This is a genomic window from Changpingibacter yushuensis, assembly GCF_014041995.1.
GTDB classification, from domain to species: Bacteria; Actinomycetota; Actinomycetes; order Actinomycetales; family Actinomycetaceae; genus Changpingibacter; species Changpingibacter yushuensis.
Map to the genome: position 1 here is coordinate 2,082,181 of NZ_CP059492.1, position 17,518 is coordinate 2,099,698.

General features: G+C 60.9%; 9 protein-coding genes, 1 rRNA gene and 3 pseudogenes. 3 read left to right on the forward strand and 10 right to left on the reverse strand.

Annotation, left to right across the window (positions count from 1 at the left end; all coding sequences use genetic code 11):
- Positions 1-81 precede the first annotated feature (81 nt).
- Positions 82-1,614: ribosomal RNA gene (locus H2O17_RS09095) — 16S ribosomal RNA — on the reverse strand.
- A gap of 506 nt (positions 1,615-2,120) precedes the next feature.
- Complete coding sequence (locus H2O17_RS09100) at positions 2,121-2,963, reverse strand: substrate-binding domain-containing protein (protein WP_182049386.1); 843 nt, start codon at positions 2,961-2,963, stop codon at positions 2,121-2,123.
- Positions 2,964-2,977: 14 nt separating this feature from the next.
- Between H2O17_RS09100 and H2O17_RS09105 the strand changes: the two genes are divergently transcribed.
- Complete coding sequence (locus H2O17_RS09105) at positions 2,978-3,796, forward strand: class II aldolase/adducin family protein (RefSeq protein ID WP_182049387.1); 819 nt, start codon at positions 2,978-2,980, stop codon at positions 3,794-3,796.
- A gap of 182 nt (positions 3,797-3,978) precedes the next feature.
- Here H2O17_RS09105 and H2O17_RS09110 read toward each other — a convergent pair whose 3' ends face one another.
- Entirely contained in the window at positions 3,979-5,370 is a 1,392-nt protein-coding gene (locus H2O17_RS09110; RefSeq protein WP_182049388.1) for an NAD-dependent malic enzyme, read from the reverse strand.
- Between the two features lie 428 nt (positions 5,371-5,798).
- Here H2O17_RS09110 and H2O17_RS09115 point away from each other — a divergent pair.
- A pseudogene (locus tag H2O17_RS09115) lies at positions 5,799-6,476 on the forward strand (GntR family transcriptional regulator); the annotation flags it as partial.
- 73 nt (positions 6,477-6,549) lie between these two features.
- Here H2O17_RS09115 and H2O17_RS09120 read toward each other — a convergent pair.
- The 7 genes and pseudogenes from H2O17_RS09120 to gatC form a co-directional block, all read right to left on the reverse strand.
- Positions 6,550-7,868, reverse strand: a pseudogene (locus H2O17_RS09120) (ISL3 family transposase).
- A gap of 710 nt (positions 7,869-8,578) precedes the next feature.
- Positions 8,579-10,558 (reverse strand): NAD(P)/FAD-dependent oxidoreductase, encoded by a 1,980-nt coding sequence (locus tag H2O17_RS09125; RefSeq protein ID WP_182049389.1) that lies wholly within the window; start codon positions 10,556-10,558, stop codon positions 8,579-8,581.
- A gap of 337 nt (positions 10,559-10,895) precedes the next feature.
- Complete coding sequence (locus H2O17_RS09130) at positions 10,896-11,081, reverse strand: hypothetical protein (protein WP_182049390.1); 186 nt, start codon at positions 11,079-11,081, stop codon at positions 10,896-10,898.
- A gap of 9 nt (positions 11,082-11,090) precedes the next feature.
- Positions 11,091-12,409 (reverse strand): annotated as a pseudogene (locus H2O17_RS09135) (ISL3 family transposase).
- A 249-nt stretch (positions 12,410-12,658) separates the two neighbouring features.
- The gene (gene gatB / locus H2O17_RS09140) at positions 12,659-14,152 is read right to left on the reverse strand and encodes an Asp-tRNA(Asn)/Glu-tRNA(Gln) amidotransferase subunit GatB (RefSeq protein WP_182049391.1); all 1,494 of its coding nucleotides are present in this window, start codon (positions 14,150-14,152) and stop codon (positions 12,659-12,661) included.
- Positions 14,152-15,663: an Asp-tRNA(Asn)/Glu-tRNA(Gln) amidotransferase subunit GatA gene (gene gatA, locus H2O17_RS09145; RefSeq protein ID WP_182051016.1), complete on the reverse strand. Its 1,512-nt coding sequence runs from the start codon at positions 15,661-15,663 to the stop codon at positions 14,152-14,154. The genes gatB and gatA overlap by 1 nt, the downstream gene beginning before the upstream one ends.
- Positions 15,663-15,959: an Asp-tRNA(Asn)/Glu-tRNA(Gln) amidotransferase subunit GatC gene (gene gatC, locus H2O17_RS09150; RefSeq protein WP_182049392.1), complete on the reverse strand. Its 297-nt coding sequence runs from the start codon at positions 15,957-15,959 to the stop codon at positions 15,663-15,665. Before gatC ends, gatA begins: the two co-directional genes overlap by 1 nt.
- 236 nt (positions 15,960-16,195) lie before the next feature.
- Here gatC and H2O17_RS09155 point away from each other — a divergent pair, with 236 nt between their 5' ends.
- Positions 16,196-17,455 carry a phospholipase D-like domain-containing protein gene (locus tag H2O17_RS09155; protein WP_182049393.1) on the forward strand — a complete coding sequence of 420 codons (1,260 nt, stop codon included), beginning with the start codon at positions 16,196-16,198 and terminating at the stop codon, positions 17,453-17,455.
- Positions 17,456-17,518 lie beyond the last annotated feature (63 nt).

Consider the following 17,518-nt stretch of genomic DNA (forward strand, 5'->3'; position numbering starts at 1 on the left):
GTGCGCAGATGCCCAAGCATTCCATAAAAACAAACACCCACCCAGACCACAACAGGCCCAAGCAAAAAGGTGTCTCCCTAGAAAGGAGGTGATCCAGCCGCACCTTCCGGTACGGCTACCTTGTTACGACTTCGTCCCAATCGCCAACCCCACCTTCGACCGCTCCCCCAGAAAACTGGTTAAGCCACGAGCTTCGGGTGTTGCCAACTTTCGTGACGTGACGGGCGGTGTGTACAAGGCCCGAGAACGTATTCACCGCGGCGTTGCTGATCCGCGATTACTAGCGACTCCGACTTCATGGGGCCGAGTTGCAGACCCCAATCCGAACTGAGACAAGCTTTAAGGGATTCGCTCCACCTCACGGTATCGCAACCCTCTGTACCTGCCATTGTAGCATGCGTGAAGCCCAAGACATAAGGGGCATGATGATTTGACGTCATCCCCACCTTCCTCCGAGTTAACCCCGGCAGTCTCTCGTGAGTCCCCGCCATAACGCGCTGGCAACACGAGACAAGGGTTGCGCTCGTTGCGGGACTTAACCCAACATCTCACGACACGAGCTGACGACAACCATGCACCACCTGTACACCAGTCCGAAGACTCACACATCTCTGCATGATCCCGGTGTATGTCAAGCCTTGGTAAGGTTCTTCGCGTTGCATCGAATTAATCCGCATGCTCCGCCGCTTGTGCGGGCCCCCGTCAATTCCTTTGAGTTTTAGCCTTGCGGCCGTACTCCCCAGGCGGGGCACTTAATGCGTTAGCTACGGCGCAGAATCCATGGAAACAGACCCCACACCTAGTGCCCAACGTTTACGGCATGGACTACCAGGGTATCTAATCCTGTTCGCTCCCCATGCTTTCGCTCCTCAGCGTCAGTAACGGCCCAGTGACCTGCCTTCGCCATCGGTGTTCCTCCTGATATCTGCGCATTCCACCGCTACACCAGGAATTCCAGTCACCCCTACCGCACTCTAGCCTGCCCGTACCCACTGCACGTGCGGAGTTAAGCCCCGCATTTTCACAGCAGACGCGACAAGCCGCCTACGAGCTCTTTACGCCCAATAATTCCGGACAACGCTCGCGCCCTACGTATTACCGCGGCTGCTGGCACGTAGTTAGCCGGCGCTTCTTATACACGTACCCTCAACCCCACAAAAGCAGAGCCTTGTTCCGTGTCGAAAGAGGTTTACAACCCGAAAGCCGTCATCCCTCACGCGGCGTCGCTGCATCAGGCTTGCGCCCATTGTGCAATATCCCCCACTGCTGCCTCCCGTAGGAGTCTGGGCCGTATCTCAGTCCCAGTGTGACCGGTCACCCTCTCAGGCCGGCTACCCGTCGACGCCTTGGTAGGCCATCACCCCACCAACAAGCTGATAGGCCGCGAGCCCATCCCCCACCGAAAAAACTTTCCCCAACCCGACATGCGCCAGACCAGGAATATCCAGTATTAGACCCCGTTTCCAAGGCTTATCCCAAAGAAGGGGCAGGTTACTCACGTATTACTCACCCGTTCGCCACTAATCCACCCCCGAAAGAGCTTCATCGTTCGACTTGCATGTGTTAAGCACGCCGCCAGCGTTCGTCCTGAGCCAGGATCAAACTCTCCACAAAAAACAGAGAAATCTGACAACAGACTCACAAAAAAATAAGACCACCCCGAACCCCCACAACGAGAACCCGAAACAGCCCAAACAGAACAACCCACAACAGGCCATCCCAAAAAAACACACCATCCAGACCCACAAAGAGCCCAAACAGTCACTCAAAACATCCACACACTATCAAGTACTCAAACACCACACCCACACCCCGAACCACCACACCACAACAGCACAGCAACCCGAAAGAGGCAACCACCCAAGCATACTCACCAACCACAACCCAGTCAAACCAACCAGACCACAACCAGCAAACACACCCAAACAGCACCACCACACAACACCAGACCAAACAGCCCAACACCCCGCGGCGACAAGAAAAAACAATACACACCCACACCACACCAGAACAAACCAGATGGCGGTGACGCTCTTCACCTCGAAGGAAAACCGCGGAATGACGCCATATGTTGCCTCAGTGACCAACGGCAACGGACTTCAGTTTTGTGAAGCCAATACTCAAGTGGTAGGCGGAGCAGCCGAGGACTTACGCACTACCAACTGAGGGGAGAACCGCTCGTGGCGAATGGCGTCGTCGTCGGAAAGGAGGATGTCCGCTGCCGTCCAACCAAGCTCTCTCATCGGCTGACGAATGGTAGTGAGCGGAACGGAAGTCTGTGCGGCCACGGACGAGTCGTCAAAACCGACCAATGAAAGATCGCCGGGGATACTGATCCCAGCATCTCTCAGACCATCGAAGACTCCCAAGGCGAGCATGTCATTGGCGCAGAAGACCGCGGTCGAGCGTTCAGCGGCCGGCAGGCACGTTCCGTCGTTGGAACAGAGGTCGGCGACGATCGATTTCGAGAGCTCACGCCCGGCAGCTGAAGTGAAAGCACCAGCTTCGCGAATGCGTAACGCGCCCTCCGAGCCGACGCTTCGCATGGCTGATTGCACACCGGCTAGCCGATCGCGCGCTTGCATCACATTGATTGGGCCGTTCACAAACTCAATGCGGCGGTGACCGAGGTCCAGAAGGTGGCGAATGGCCAACTCGGCACCGCGTTCGTTGTCGACCCCAACAGATGACATGTCTGGTGGTGCGACGGTGGTATCAAACAGGACTACTTTGACGCCTCGCGCGGCGAGTTCGCGAGCGGAACTGAGAGTGTCGTCAGTGGGAGTCAGGAGGATTCCACGCACACCCTGGCCGGAGAAAGTCTGGAGGAGGCGAGCTTCCTTGTCCGGATCTGCCTGGGTGGATGAAAGGACCATGATGCAGCTTCCCCACGAGACCACGGCCAGCTTTGGGAAGCTGCCGAGGCCCGCGTATTCGCCAACAGCTCTGTCGCTCTCTGACAAGATTAGGAAATCTCATGACTCATCCAACCACCGCCGCCGGAATCCTCGCCTCCATGGGCAAAGCGGGCGCTCGTCTTGACCATATGGGCGCTTGTGAAGCCGGCGCCGGAAACATATCAGTATCCATCAAGGAAACTCCCACCGATGTGGCGGACTTCTTCCCTGAGACCTCCACTTTGGAGCTGCCAGTTGCCGTTCCAGGCTTAGCAGGCTGGACCGTGTTCGTTACCGGATCAGGTTGCCGCCTTCGCGAAATACACGCGGACCCTACGGCCAATGTGAGTGCAGTGGTGATCGACAAAACCGGAACCACGGCTACGTGGTACAGGTCTTCTGATCGCACGTACTCCAAGCCCACCTCCGAGTTCAACTCCCACTTAGGAGTCCATGAGGACCAAGTTGTTCGCCGCGGAGTTGAGTTCCAAGCTGTTCTACACGCACAGCCGCCCTACTTGGTTACGCTCTCACACATTGCCTCGCTTCGTAACGACGACGACTTCAACCACGCCGTCTTCCGGTGGGAACCAGAGACGATTGTTCAGGTTCCCGAAGGCATTAAGGTACTGGACTTCATGGTTCCGGGAGGCGAAGAGCTGGGACGCAACAACGTTGAATCCCTGCGTGACCACCAGATTGTGTTGTGGTCCAAGCACGGCATTATGGCACGTTCTGATGAATCACCCTTGGCTGGCGTTGACAAGGTGGAGTATGTGGAAGCCGGAGCGATGTATGAATATCGCAACCTCACCATTGGTGGACGTGGCGAAGGTATTCAAGCCTTCGAACACCAAGCAGTGATTGATGCATTTGGCGTCAAGACCACTTTGTACTGAGACCGCGAACGTCCCGCACTACTGTGGCCATTTACGCCGTGTGCTTCAATCCACACCGCTGACTACAGCGCCACCCACTGGCGCCTCTTGTGGATAAGACACATGGCGGCGTCCGCGAACTAACAAACCATGAGCGAGCAAGCAATGTAGGGGCGCTTCACCCAGAAGCGCCCCTACATTGCTTATGCTTCGTCGTCAGCGAAGTAGCGCACTACTGCGCGGGAGACGGCAGTTGCCACGCGCTCATCAAACACACCCGGGATGATGAAGTTGGAGTTGCGCTGTTCATCGCTCACTACTCCGGCTATCGCCACGGCCGCTGCACGCAGCATCTCGTCGTCGATCTTTGAAGCGTGCGCATCAAGCATGCCGCGGAAAAGCCCAGGGAACACGAGAACGTTGTTGATCTGGTTGGGGAAGTCCGAACGGCCGGTGGCAACAATCGCAGCATGCTGGGCCGCAGCTGCCGGGTCCACCTCTGGTGTTGGGTTTGCGAGCGCGAACACCACGGCGTCGTCGTTCATCGTAGCGATGTCATCACCCGTCAAGATGTTTCCGGAAGAGACGCCAATGAAGACGTCAGCTCCAGCCAGTACATCTTTGAGGCTGCCTTCCACTCCGCGTGGATTGGTGTTCTGTGCGAGCCAATTGCGATGCGAGTTGGCTTCCTCACGGAACGACCCAAGCGCACCTTGGCGTCCGCAGCCGATGACGTCGTGAGCGCCGTGAAGCATGAGCAAGCGGATGATGGCTGAACCAGCAGCCCCTACACCTGAGACCACGATCCGCACATCTTCAATCTTCTTGTCCACAATCTTCAGTGCATTAATGAGTGCAGCCAGCACAACTATTGCGGTGCCGTGCTGATCGTCGTGGAACACGGGGATGTCCAGTTCTTCGCGCAGCCGCTCCTCGATCTCAAAGCAGCGCGGTGCCGAAATATCTTCGAGGTTGATGCCGCCATACACCGGCGCGATTGCCTTGACGATACTCACAATCTCATCCGTGTCCTTTGTGTCAAGGCACACGGGCCATGCGTCAACATTGCCAAAGCGCTTAAAGAGTGCCGCCTTGCCCTCCATGACGGGTAGCGCAGCCTCCGGGCCGATGTCACCGAGCCCTAGCACGGCGGTTCCATCAGTCACCACGGCCACAGTGTTGCTCTTGATTGTGTACTTGCGGGCAAGTTCCTTCTCCCGCGCAATCTTGATACACACCCGGGCAACACCTGGGGTGTAGATACGTGCCAAGTCCTGCCGCGTGCGCAGCTGGCTCTTGAGCGACACTTCGATCTTGCCGCGGTCATGAGCTTCCAAGGTGGCATCCGAAATGGAGAGGACCTTGACTCCAACGAGCATTTCAATCTGGTCGTTCACCTGACGAACGTGGGCTGAGTTCACGCAATCACAGGTCACCTCAGCTATGAGGGAGTCCTCCAGTGACTCGACGATGTCGATACCCGTGATTGTGGCGCCGCCGTCGGAAACCGCCTCCACGAGGTGCTGCGTTGCACGGGGATGGGATGGAAGTTGAACTCGCATTGTGACTGTGTAGCTCGGGCTCGTCAGCGCCATCTTGGGACCTCTCTAGAACAAAAAGCAATCGGAATGAAGCCTAGGCGAAGTTGCTGGAAAAGAGTGCACACGTTCGCGAAAAGCCGCGAAATATCAAGACTTTAGTCCCATTCGAGTTTGGTCCAAAGTTGCGTGATTGCCGACGACGCCGCCGTCACGATCGTCGTCAGCACAAACGAACTCAACGGCCCCGACACGTTTGTATTGGCGCACGACCTAGCAATAGGGGTTTCAGAGTCACTTCACATGAACCTAGTTTTCTTCAAAACTTCCGGGATCGCGCGCTTTCGTCGGCAATGCCGCAAAAACAGCCCTGCTAACATGATCTTTTTTCGAAGCTACAAACCTTGTGATGTTCAGGCGCTAGAATCGGATTCAGGCCATTTGTCCGTAATTGTCAAACCAAAGTTCTGAGAAGGCTGCATTACATGGATGCGAATCAACCCAACATCGACGAACCATTCGTAGTTACCATTTCCCTCGACAGAGCTTCGCAGACTCCACTTCATTTGCAGGTCTCAAAGCCGATCACTCAGATGATCCGCGACGGAGTGCTCGCCCCAGGTCAGTTGCTCGAAGATGAGGTAACGCTGGCCAACCGCCTGCATGTTTCACGCCCCACTGTCAGGCGTGCCTTTCAGGACATGGTCTCAGCAGGTCTGCTTTCTCGCAGGCGCGGTGTGGGCACGCGCGTGACATTGCCACACATCCAACGCCAAGTTGCCCTCACAAGCCTTTATGACGATCTCGAGGAAGCTTCCCTCAGCCCCCGCACCGATGTGCTCCATTACGAGGTACGCCTAGCAGACAAAGCTACAGCGCTCGCCCTTCAAGTAGACGAAGGGCATGAGATCGTGACAATCGAGCGGCTGCGATGGAGCAAGGACAATCCGCTGGCAATCATGCGCAACACCCTGCCAGCAGAATACGCACCTTCGGTCACTGAACTCACCCGCTCAGGCCTCTACCACTGCCTGAGTGAACGCGGAATCAAGCCCATCTCTGCTATCCAGAAGGTGGGAGCCAAAGTGGCTGATTCCCGCGAGGCAGAGTTGCTCCAGATAGACGTAGGAGCGCCACTGGTCACGGCCGAACGCACGGCCTTCGAGGAGTCCGGGAGAGTCGTTGATCTGGGTGAACACGTCTACGACGGCGATCAGTACCACGTAACGTGGCTCATCACAATCCAGGGTGTAGTCGGGTCTGAATCCGCCGGTCTCGAGCAGTGATCTGGCGATGTAGTTGGTCAGGTTGCGGAAGCCGAGTGCTGATCCGCGGAGGTGTTCGAGGCGGCCGTTGAGGGCCTCGGTGGGACCGTTCGAGGTGCCGGGCCGGTCGAAGTAGGCCAGCACATCGTCGGCTCGCTTCTTCAGTGTTCGGCCCAGTGTGATCACCTCGGTCAACGCGGTGGGGACGCCGTGGCTGATCGAGGCGATCAGGCTGGTCATCATGGCCCGGCCTCTGGTCCGGTCGGGTTCACGGTAGGCCGCGATCATCCGTTGGTAGATGCCCCAGGTGGCTTCGACCTCGACATGATCATCGCCCGTGAACAGGGCAGTGAGCCGGTCCTTCTGCCGGTCGGTGAGGAGGCCGGCGCCGGTGTGCAGGGTCCGGCGCGCCGAGTAGAGCGGGTCACTGGTGCGGCCTCGATGTCCGTGGATGGCCTGTTGGACGCGTCGGCGGCATCGGTCGAGGGCGTCGCCGGCGAGGCGGACCACGTGGAAGGGATCCATGACGGCGGTCGCGTCGGGCAGTTCTTCGGTGGTGGCGCTCTTGAACCCGGTGAACCCGTCCATCGCGACGACCTCAACTCTGTCGCGCCATGCCTGGTCGCGTTCGGCCAGCCACTGCTTGAACGCCTGCTTGGAGCGCCCTTCGACCATGTCGAGAAGCCTGGCAGGCCCTGTCCGGTCGCGGATGCCGGTCAGGTCGATGATCACGGTGACGTACTTGTCGCCGCGGCGTGTGTGGCGCCACACGTGCTCATCCACGCCGATGGCCTTCACACCGTCGAACCTGGTCGGGTCGTCGATCAGGACCCGCTTGCTTTCAGCCAGGACCGCGGTGTTGGCGGTGTTCCACGACACCCCGAGCCCCTCGGCGACCCGGGCGACGGTGAGATGCTGAACTACCAAGCCCTCCAACGCCCACCGCAGTCCGCGGCGTGACAGCTTCGCCCGCGGTTCCGCGGCGAGGCTGGTGTCTTGCCGCCACACATGACCACAGCCGGTGCAACGGTAGCGACGGATCGTGACCAGCAACGTCGTCGGCCGCCAGCCGAACGGCTCATGCGCCAACGCCCGCGTCACGGTGTCACGCGCGAGGCCCTCGCAGCCGCAACGTCGGCACCACTGATCCGGCTCCACGACCCGGCAGGCGAGGACCGCGCGGCCAGGCTCCAGCAGTTGGCCGGTGACCTCCAAGCCGAGCTCATCGAGCCGACAGAACGAGGACAGGTCAGGGCAGGCGAACCCCGCCACAGGGGTAGCATCAGACACGTCGAGGTCTTCCAGATGGGCAGTGTGAGAACTTCCATCATCGGGAGACCTCGATCCCTACCCGGCCCGACGCGCCGAACAGCCCCCTACACCCTCATCTGTGATGAGCCCTCATAGTTGCCGTTCGAGTAGTACATGGTCGAGCTCCTCCTTCGTGCCGCCCCTTCGCGGCTCCGTTCGAATCTCGGTTGATCGCTGCACCGTGTGTTGGTGAACGGGCGAGGCCCACGATACTCCCGCCGGATACAGAGTTGTATCTTCTCGTCGCGGCCGTGGTCGAGCGCTCATCGCCCCGCGTTCATCCGTCAACGTGGCCGGGACGATCGGTCGGTCGACGGCGCGCGGCCTCGGAGGTCGAGGCGGGGCTCCACCACGTCCCCGTCCCGCATGACGTCGCCCTTGCCCTCCATGCGCATCGCGCCGTGGGCGCGGGCCTCGACGACCGCCCGGGGCCCTCGTCGTCGCCGTGAGGGAGCAGTTCCCGGCGAGCACGCCCCTGCGCGGCGCCCGTGCCGGAGTCGGGATCGGCCCACGGGCCCGGATGCAGCGGGGTGCCCGGGGCGATGACGACGCCCCGGGCACCCCGAGCAGGACTGGGCGCCGCGCGCTGCGGGGTCCCCGCGGCCCGCGCGCTCGACTATCACGGACGATCTCGGATGATCGCGGATGATCGGACGCGAGCCGTGCGGCTCACGTGAGAGGCACGGGGCTCACGCGCCCCGACCGGCCCTGAAGCCGGAGGCGATCGCCTCGGCGACGCGGCCCACGCCGGTCGCATCGCCCACCGGGTGCGCCTCGATCCCGGCTTCCGCGAGCGCATCGGCGAGTGCCGAATTCGGGCGCATCCCGATCGCCGCGACGAGCGTGTCGACCTCCACGAGCTCGCGCCCCGCGCCGGTGTCGAAGACGGCCCCGTCCTCGGTCATCTCCAGGAGCGTATGGCCGGTGAACATGCCGATCTTCGCCGCGCGCAGGTGGGAGGCCACCGACTCGACGTTCGTCCGGTAGCCCCCCGGAGCGATCCGGTCCGCCATCTCGTAGACCCCGACGACGTCGTGCCCCTCGACGTGGAGGAGCTCGGCGGTCTCCAGGCCCGTCATGCCCGAGCCGACGACCGCGACGCGCTCGCCCACGGCGGCTGTCCCGTTGAGCACGTCGACGGCCTCGACGACGGTCGGCGAGTCGAGTCCGGGGAGCCTCGGGATGAAGGGAATCGCCCCGGTCGCCACCACGACGACATCGGCTCCGAGGTCCTTGACCGCCTCCACCGTCATCTCCGTGTTCAAGCGGACCTCGACTCCGGCCAGGCGCAGACGGACCTCGAAGTTCTCGATGACCCAGCGCATCGCCTCCTTGCCGGGAGGGTTGCACCCGGGGAAGACCTGCCCTCCCAGGTGATCGCTCGCCTCGGCCAGCACGACCTCGGCTCCGCGCATCGCCAGCTGCTCGGCCGCCTCGCAGCCGGAGGGGCCGCCGCCGATGACCAGGGCCTTCTTCCCTTCGAGATCCCGCTGCGGGATCTCGGGGAACTCCGTCTCGTGAGCGCACCGGGGATTGACGGCGCACATGATGCCCTTGCCCTCGCCGAGGGACTGGAAGCACGCCATGCAGCCGATGCATCGGACGATCTCGTCGTCACGGCCCTCGATCGCCTTCCTCGTCCACGCAGGATCGGCCAGCCAGGTGCGTCCCATCGCGACCAGGTCGACGAGCCCGTCCTTGAGCATCGTCTCGGCCTGGCTCGGCATGCGCACGATCGAGGTGCCCATGACGGGGATCGACACGGCGTCACGGATCGCGCGAATGATCGGATCGCGCCAGTTGCGCGGGGTGTTGATCGGCTCGATGACCGTCGATCCCGTCTCATAGGTCCCCGACGACACGGAGATGAGGTCGACGCCGAGCTCTTCGAGGCGCTTCGCGATCCTCACGCCCTCCTCAACGGTGATTCCCTCACCGGGCTCGCCGATCGTCTCCATCATCTCCGAGGCGGAGAGGCGCACGGAGATCGGGAAGTCCGGTCCGCAGACCTCCCGCGCGCCCTCGATGATCTCGGTGACGAACCGCATCCGGCCCTCGAAGTCGCCGCCGTACTTGTCGGTCCGCCGGTTCGAGTGGGGCGAGAGGAACTCGCAGACGAGGTAGCCGTGCGCCCCGTGGATCTCGATGCCGTCCGCACCCGCCTCCTTCGCGCGCCTCGCGCCCTGGACGAAGTCGTCGACGAGCGCCTCGACCTCCTCTGTCTCGAGCGCGCGTGTCGGAGCGTTGGTCGTCCGCACGACGACTCCGGAGGGCGACACGGTGATCCCGTCCTTGCACAGCGGGGGAATGCCCTCCGCTCCGGGGTGGTGGAGCTGGATGAAGAACTTCGCTCCGGCCGCATGAATCGCGTCGATCGCCCTCGCCAGGGGAGCGACGTGCTCGTCGCGCGTGACGGCGAGCTGCATCGGGGTGCCGGCTCCGTGCTCCTCGTTGATGCGCGTGATCTCGGAGATGATGAGGCCGCATCCGCCCCGGGCGCGTTCGAGCCAGTACTCCGTCAGGCGCTCACCGGGAGTGCCGTCGGCATTCGCCAGGTCGGTGCCCATCGGCGTCATGACGGTCCGGTTGGGCAGGGTCAAGGATCCGATGGTGAACGGGGTGGCGAGCATGCGCTCCGGAATGATCGCTTCGACTGTTTCGCTGCTCATGGCAGTTCCTTCCTCGTGCATGTGACGATTCGCGGCATCGGTGCTGATGCCCTCGTTGTCATGCTATGGAGCCCTTTTGTGAATGCCAGTGACTTTCGTCCGAACCCCGGACCGTGGTCGAATGTTCACTTCCAATCCGAGGAAATGAAAGAATGTCCGCCACTCGCCCCTCGCCCTCATCCGGATTCCTCAGGCCACGATCCGCGCCCCATGCGGGCCAACGAACCGAGTCAGTCAGCGGGTGGAGCCTTCCACGGCGAGACGGAGCTGCACGTTGAGCCGGAGCCCCAGGTTCACGACAATTCGTGGGATCTTTGAATGGCCCCGCCGAATGACCTTAACGCCGGCACTCATTCTCGAGAACCCCGTCGCCCAGCTCGTTCTTCGAAGGCTTTGCCTGCGGAGGTGCGATGGTGGCCGCTGCGCGCCCTGCGCTCGCACCGCCCTCCACCGGGGAATCCTGAGCGGAGAAGGGGAAGGAAGGCACGAGGTCGGCACGTGCTCGAACAGTGGCGTCCCGCATAGTGGCTCATCACAATCCAGGGTGTAGTCGGGTCTGAATCCGCCGGTCTCGAGCAGTGATCTGGCGATGTAGTTGGTCAGGTTGCGGAAGCCGAGTGCTGATCCGCGGAGGTGTTCGAGGCGGCCGTTGAGGGCCTCGGTGGGACCGTTCGAGGTGCCGGGCCGGTCGAAGTAGGCCAGCACATCGTCGGCTCGCTTCTTCAGTGTTCGGCCCAGTGTGATCACCTCGGTCAACGCGGTGGGGACGCCGTGGCTGATCGAGGCGATCAGGCTGGTCATCATGGCCCGGCCTCTGGTCCGGTCGGGTTCACGGTAGGCCGCGATCATCCGTTGGTAGATGCCCCAGGTGGCTTCGACCTCGACATGATCATCGCCCGTGAACAGGGCAGTGAGCCGGTCCTTCTGCCGGTCGGTGAGGAGGCCGGCGCCGGTGTGCAGGGTCCGGCGCGCCGAGTAGAGCGGGTCACTGGTGCGGCCTCGATGTCCGTGGATGGCCTGTTGGACGCGTCGGCGGCATCGGTCGAGGGCGTCGCCGGCGAGGCGGACCACGTGGAAGGGATCCATGACGGCGGTCGCGTCGGGCAGTTCTTCGGTGGTGGCGCTCTTGAACCCGGTGAACCCGTCCATCGCGACGACCTCAACTCTGTCGCGCCATGCCTGGTCGCGTTCGGCCAGCCACTGCTTGAACGCCTGCTTGGAGCGCCCTTCGACCATGTCGAGAAGCCTGGCAGGCCCTGTCCGGTCGCGGATGCCGGTCAGGTCGATGATCACGGTGACGTACTTGTCGCCGCGGCGTGTGTGGCGCCACACGTGCTCATCCACGCCGATGGCCTTCACACCGTCGAACCTGGTCGGGTCGTCGATCAGGACCCGCTTGCTTTCAGCCAGGACCGCGGTGTTGGCGGTGTTCCACGACACCCCGAGCCCCTCGGCGACCCGGGCGACGGTGAGATGCTGAACTACCAAGCCCTCCAACGCCCACCGCAGTCCGCGGCGTGACAGCTTCGCCCGCGGTTCCGCGGCGAGGCTGGTGTCTTGCCGCCACACATGACCACAGCCGGTGCAACGGTAGCGACGGATCGTGACCAGCAACGTCGTCGGCCGCCAGCCGAACGGCTCATGCGCCAACGCCCGCGTCACGGTGTCACGCGCGAGGCCCTCGCAGCCGCAACGTCGGCACCACTGATCCGGCTCCACGACCCGGCAGGCGAGGACCGCGCGGCCAGGCTCCAGCAGTTGGCCGGTGACCTCCAAGCCGAGCTCATCGAGCCGACAGAACGAGGACAGGTCAGGGCAGGCGAACCCCGCCACAGGGGTAGCATCAGACACGTCGAGGTCTTCCAGATGGGCAGTGTGAGAACTTCCATCATCGGGAGACCTCGATCCCTACCCGGCCCGACGCGCCGAACAGCCCCCTACACCCTCATCTGTGATGAGCCCGTAACGTTCACGCTTCAGACCGGTTCTCAGCAACCAGAACTCCCCACCGAATCTAAGTGAGGAGTTCGCGTGAAGTAGCACGCGATATGACGATGGGGGCACCATGTGGTGCCCCCATCGTCATAACAATCGCCAGAGTTACTGGCAGCGCTCCATGACCAGCTCACGGACACGCGCTGCGTCCGCCTTGCCGCCGGTAGCCTTCATGACTGCTCCAACAATCGCTCCAGCAGCCTGGACCTTTCCGGAACGGATCTTGTCAGCTACGTCAGGATTGGCTGCAAGGGCTTCCTCCACAGCTGCAGTGAGCGCGCCGTCGTCAGAGACAATCTCCAACCCACGCGCGGCAACTACCTCTGCAGCAGTGCCTTCCCCTGCCAGAATTCCTTCCAGAGCCTGGCGCGCCAGCTTGTCGTTCAGTTTGCCATCTTGGACCAAGGCATCGAGTTCGGCAACGTCCTGAGGAGTTGCTGGAGCATCCTCCAGCTCCACATCGTTCTCCTTGGCGAACCGGGCGATGTCACCCATCCACCACTTGCGCGCGCCAGCAGGAGTAGCGCCAGCAGCAACGGTAGCCTCAACAGCATCGATTGCCCCGGCATTGACGAGGTCGCGTAGCTCCTCTGCTGAAAGGCTCCACTCCTCCTTTACCCGGCGGCGGCGAGCTACCGGAAGCTCAGGAAGCGTTGCGCGCAGGCCCTCTACCCATTCCCTTGCCGGAACAACAGGAACGAGGTCTGGTTCGGGGAAGTAACGATAGTCCTCCGAATCGGACTTCAAACGCCCAGCCGATGTGGTGCCATCCTCCTCGTGGTAGTGGCGCGTCTCTTGGACCACCTTGCCACCAGCAGCCAGAATCGCGGCCTGCCGCTGAATCTCAAAGCGCACGGCATTCTCGATGCCACGGAAGGAGTTGACGTTCTTGGTTTCCGTGCGAGTACCAAGCGGTGCGTGCGGGTTATCGCGAAGTGACACGTTGACATCGGCTCGCACGTTGCCGCGCTCCATACGAGCTTCCGAAACACCGAGTGCTCGGAAGATATCACGCAACGAACGCACGTAGAGGCTGGCGATCTCTGGAGCAAATCGACCGACGCCTGTTGCTGGGTGTGAAACGATCTCTACCAGCGGCACGCCTGCCCGGTTGTAATCAACCAGCGAATACTTGGCTCCTTGGATCCGGCCGGAATCGCCACCTACGTGGGTGTTCTTACCAGCGTCCTCTTCCATGTGGGCGCGCTCGATCGGGAAGTGATAGACGGAACCATCAGGGAGGTCCAGATCAAGGAAACCTTCATAAGCGATCGGTTCGTCCGACTGTGAGGTCTGAAACGCCTTCACGAGGTCAGGATAGAAGTAGTTCTTTCGCGCAAAGCGGCAGGATTCAGCAATCGAGCAGTTGAGCGCTAAGCCAATCTTGACTGCGTACTCCACTGCCTGCTTGTTGACCACCGGAAGCGAGCCCGGCAGGCCCAGGGAAACAGGGGTAACAAACGTATTGGGATCGCCACCAAACGCGTTGGGGGCGCCGTCGAACATCTTGGATTTGGTGCCAAGTTCAACGTGGACTTCCAACCCGATCACAGGATCGAAGCGTTCAATGGCTTCCTCGTAATCCATCAGTTCATCCATCAGGCGTTCTCCTCCCAATCTGCGGCCGGGCAGCTCGAGGCGAGAGGCTCACCCAGCCCTGCTTCAAGAGCACCAGCAATGCGGTACATCTCATCGTCACCATGTGCCGGAGCAAGAATCTGGAAGCCAACCGGCAACCCATCTTCATCCGCGAGCCCGGCAGGTAGTGACATACCGGGAACGCCAGCTAAGTTAGCTGGGATGGTGGCGATGTCGTTCAAGTACATGGCCATGGGATCGTCCATCTTCTCGCCAAACTTGAATGCTGTGGTGGGAGCGGTGGGCGAAACAAGCACGTCGCACTGATCGAATGCTGCCGCAAAATCGCGCTGAACGAGCGTGCGGACCTTCTGTGCACTGCCGTAGTAGGCATCGTAATATCCCGCGGAAAGCACGTGGGTTCCCAAAATGATGCGGCGCTTAACCTCATCACCGAACCCAGCTTCACGGGTTGCGGCCATGACGGTCTCAGCTGTTACAGGTCCTTCAGTGGGCTCCACGCGCAGGCCGTAGCGCATACCGTCGAAACGCGCGAGGTTTGATGAGACTTCAGCCGGCATGATGAGGTAGTAGGCCGCGAGCGCATAATCGAATGACGGGCAGGAAACCTGCACGATCTCAGCACCTAGGCTCTTCAGTACATCCACCGCGGTGTTGAAGGACGCAAGCACTCCGGCCTGGTAACCCTCGCCTTGCAGTTGTTCGACCACGCCAATCTTGACGCCTTCGAGAGGCTTCCCAACGGCGCCAGTTGCGATCGCTTCGAGCGCGGGAACGGGTTCATCGAGCGATGTCGAATCCAGCGGATCGTATCCACCGATAACCTCCTGAAGTGCAGCGGCGTCAGCCACGGTACGGGCAACTGGGCCGATTTGGTCCAACGACGACGCCATGGCCACAAGTCCGTAACGAGAAACAGCTCCGTAGGTTGGCTTAACGCCAACGGTTCCGGTAACTGCTCCTGGCTGACGGATAGAGCCACCAGTGTCAGATCCGAGTGCAAACGGCACCATGAAAGCACCAACCGCAGTTGCCGATCCACCGCCCGAACCACCGGGAATACGGGTGGTGTCCCACGGGTTGCGGGTGGGGCCGAATGCTGAGTGCTCCGTTGACGAACCCATCGCGAATTCGTCCATGTTGGTCTTGCCAACGATGGGCATCCCAGCTTGGTGAAGCTTGGTTACCACAGTGGCGTCATAAGGCGGAAGCCAGCCTTCCAAGATCTTGGAGCCGCAGGTGGTGGGCTTGCCACGGGTAACCATATTGTCCTTGACGGCGATGGGAACACCGGCAAGGCGTCCGAGCTTTTCGCCGGCCGCGCGCTGGGCGTCCACTTCCCGGGCCGTCGCCAATGCGCCTTCTTCATCAATAAAGAGGAAAGCGTTGACGCGCGGGTTGAGTGCTTTGATGCGGTCAAGGCAAGCACGCGTCAGTTCTTCGGATGTCAGCTCACCCGCGGCGAGCATGTCCGCCAGCTCAAGGGCGGACTTCTTCAGCAGTTCGTTCATCATTCCTCCCCAAGGATCTGTGGGACGAGGAACTTTCCGTCCTCTTGGGCTGGCGCAGCGGCAAGGACCTCATCGCGATCCACCGTGGGAACCACGATGTCTTCGCGCATGACGTTCTTGAGGGGGATCGGATGGCTGGTTGCAGGAACCTCTGGGGTGGCAACCTCAGAAACCTTCGCAACTGCCTCAGCAATTACGGCGAGTTCCCCTGCGAGCCGTTCGACCTCCTCCTGTGTGAGTGCAATTCGTGCGAGGCCCGCGACGCGCGCGACCTCATCTACAGAGAATGACGACATGTTGGTGATTCTACGTTGTTGGGCGCGCCCCGCGCTCCCCGGTTCTCAACCCCCGGTCTACCTTTGTGGGCTCTGCGGGCGTTCAATAAAGTGAATCTGCTGTGGCGAACCATGCAAACGGCTCGCAATGATGCTGGCTCACCCGTTGCCATAGGAGCACGAACCTCACACAGACGTGAAGGTGGAGTGCCCAGCCCTTGATGGTCTCGAAGGTTGTGCGAAGGTATTGTGAGTCCATGCGTACGTTCAAGCTCCCCTCACGTGAACAGGCGTTCAGATCAGCCAAGTGGGGTACGGCAGGCGCGATAGCGATCCAACTTGGGGCTGTTGCCGCCGTCTCTGGCGTGGATCACATGCGCAAGCGCCGCACTCCTCCCACGACCCGTTTCCCCCATCTGCCTCCGCAAACCACGCAGGTGGGTGCAAACTCTACAACCGTGTATACCTTTGGCCGGGAACTGTACGATGCCATGCTCGCCGACATCCGTGCGGCGAAGGAGTACGTGTACTTCGAGTGTTTCATCGTCAAAGCAGACGAAACGGGCCACGAGTTCCGGGATGCGCTCATCGAGGCCGCAAACCGCGGAGTCCAGACGTACGTTGTGATGGATACGTGGGGCAACTTCAACCAAGATCCGCGCTTCCGTCATTTTCCCAAGATCGAAAACCTGTACTCGATGAACTTTCCCTTTGTTCGTCCAGGCATCTTCACCGGCCGTCCGCATGACAAGGGACGTGACCACCGCAAGATACTCGTAGTTGACGGTCACATTGGTTATGTGGGCGGATATAACATTGGCACTCTCTACGCTCATCAGTGGCGCGATACCCATTTGCGTATCGAAGGACCCAGCGCGTGGCTGCTAGAGAACTCCTTCATTCACATGTGGAACTCGTACCGCAAGCAAGGCCATCCGATTCTTCCCGATGCCGGTGCTGGAGACTGGAATCCTGACATTGGCGCGATTGAGAACACTCCTTCGCGAAACGTGTATCCGATCAGCGCACTGTATATCGGCGCATTGAGCCGTGCGTCCCACTACGCCTGGATCACAATGGGCTACTTCATCCCGGATGAACCAATGCTGGAGGCGCTCGTGCTGGCAGCACGCCGCGGAGTGGACGTTCGAATCCTCATTCCCGAATACTCTAATCACGTGTATTCGGACTGGGCCGGCCGCGGATACTATGAGGAACTCTTGCGTGCCGGAGTGCGGATCATGTTGTACCGAGACGCGATGGTGCACGCAAAGACGATGACTATTGATGGCAAGTGGTCCACGGTCGGCACCGCAAATATCGATCGCCTCTCACTGCGAGGGAACTTCGAGATCAACTTGGACGTGTATGACGAAGGCTTCGCACGCACTATGGAGAAAGTATTCGACGTCGACCTCACCAACTCTCGCGAGCTAACGTTGCGCGAATGGACTCAACGTCCCATCATGGCGCGGCTGGGCGAACGTGTGATTGGCACGCTTGCTCCCCTGTTCTAGAACCCGCACACCCGCACACCCGCACACGAGACTAGTCATCGAGCCGCTCGCTCACAGGACCAC

Coding starts and splice junctions, on each gene's coding strand:
- gatC (WP_182049392.1), bottom strand. CDS start 15,959: ATGTCGTCATTCTCTGTAGATGAGGTCGCGCGCGTCGCGGGCCTCGCA.
- H2O17_RS09110 (WP_182049388.1), bottom strand. CDS start 5,370: ATGGCGCTGACGAGCCCGAGCTACACAGTCACAATGCGAGTTCAACTT.
- gatB (WP_182049391.1), bottom strand. CDS start 14,152: ATGGATGAACTGATGGATTACGAGGAAGCCATTGAACGCTTCGATCCT.
- H2O17_RS09130 (WP_182049390.1), bottom strand. CDS start 11,081: ATGCGGGACGCCACTGTTCGAGCACGTGCCGACCTCGTGCCTTCCTTC.
- H2O17_RS09155 (WP_182049393.1), top strand. CDS start 16,196: ATGCGTACGTTCAAGCTCCCCTCACGTGAACAGGCGTTCAGATCAGCC.
- gatA (WP_182051016.1), bottom strand. CDS start 15,663: ATGAACGAACTGCTGAAGAAGTCCGCCCTTGAGCTGGCGGACATGCTC.
- H2O17_RS09105 (WP_182049387.1), top strand. CDS start 2,978: ATGACTCATCCAACCACCGCCGCCGGAATCCTCGCCTCCATGGGCAAA.
- H2O17_RS09125 (WP_182049389.1), bottom strand. CDS start 10,558: ATGAGCAGCGAAACAGTCGAAGCGATCATTCCGGAGCGCATGCTCGCC.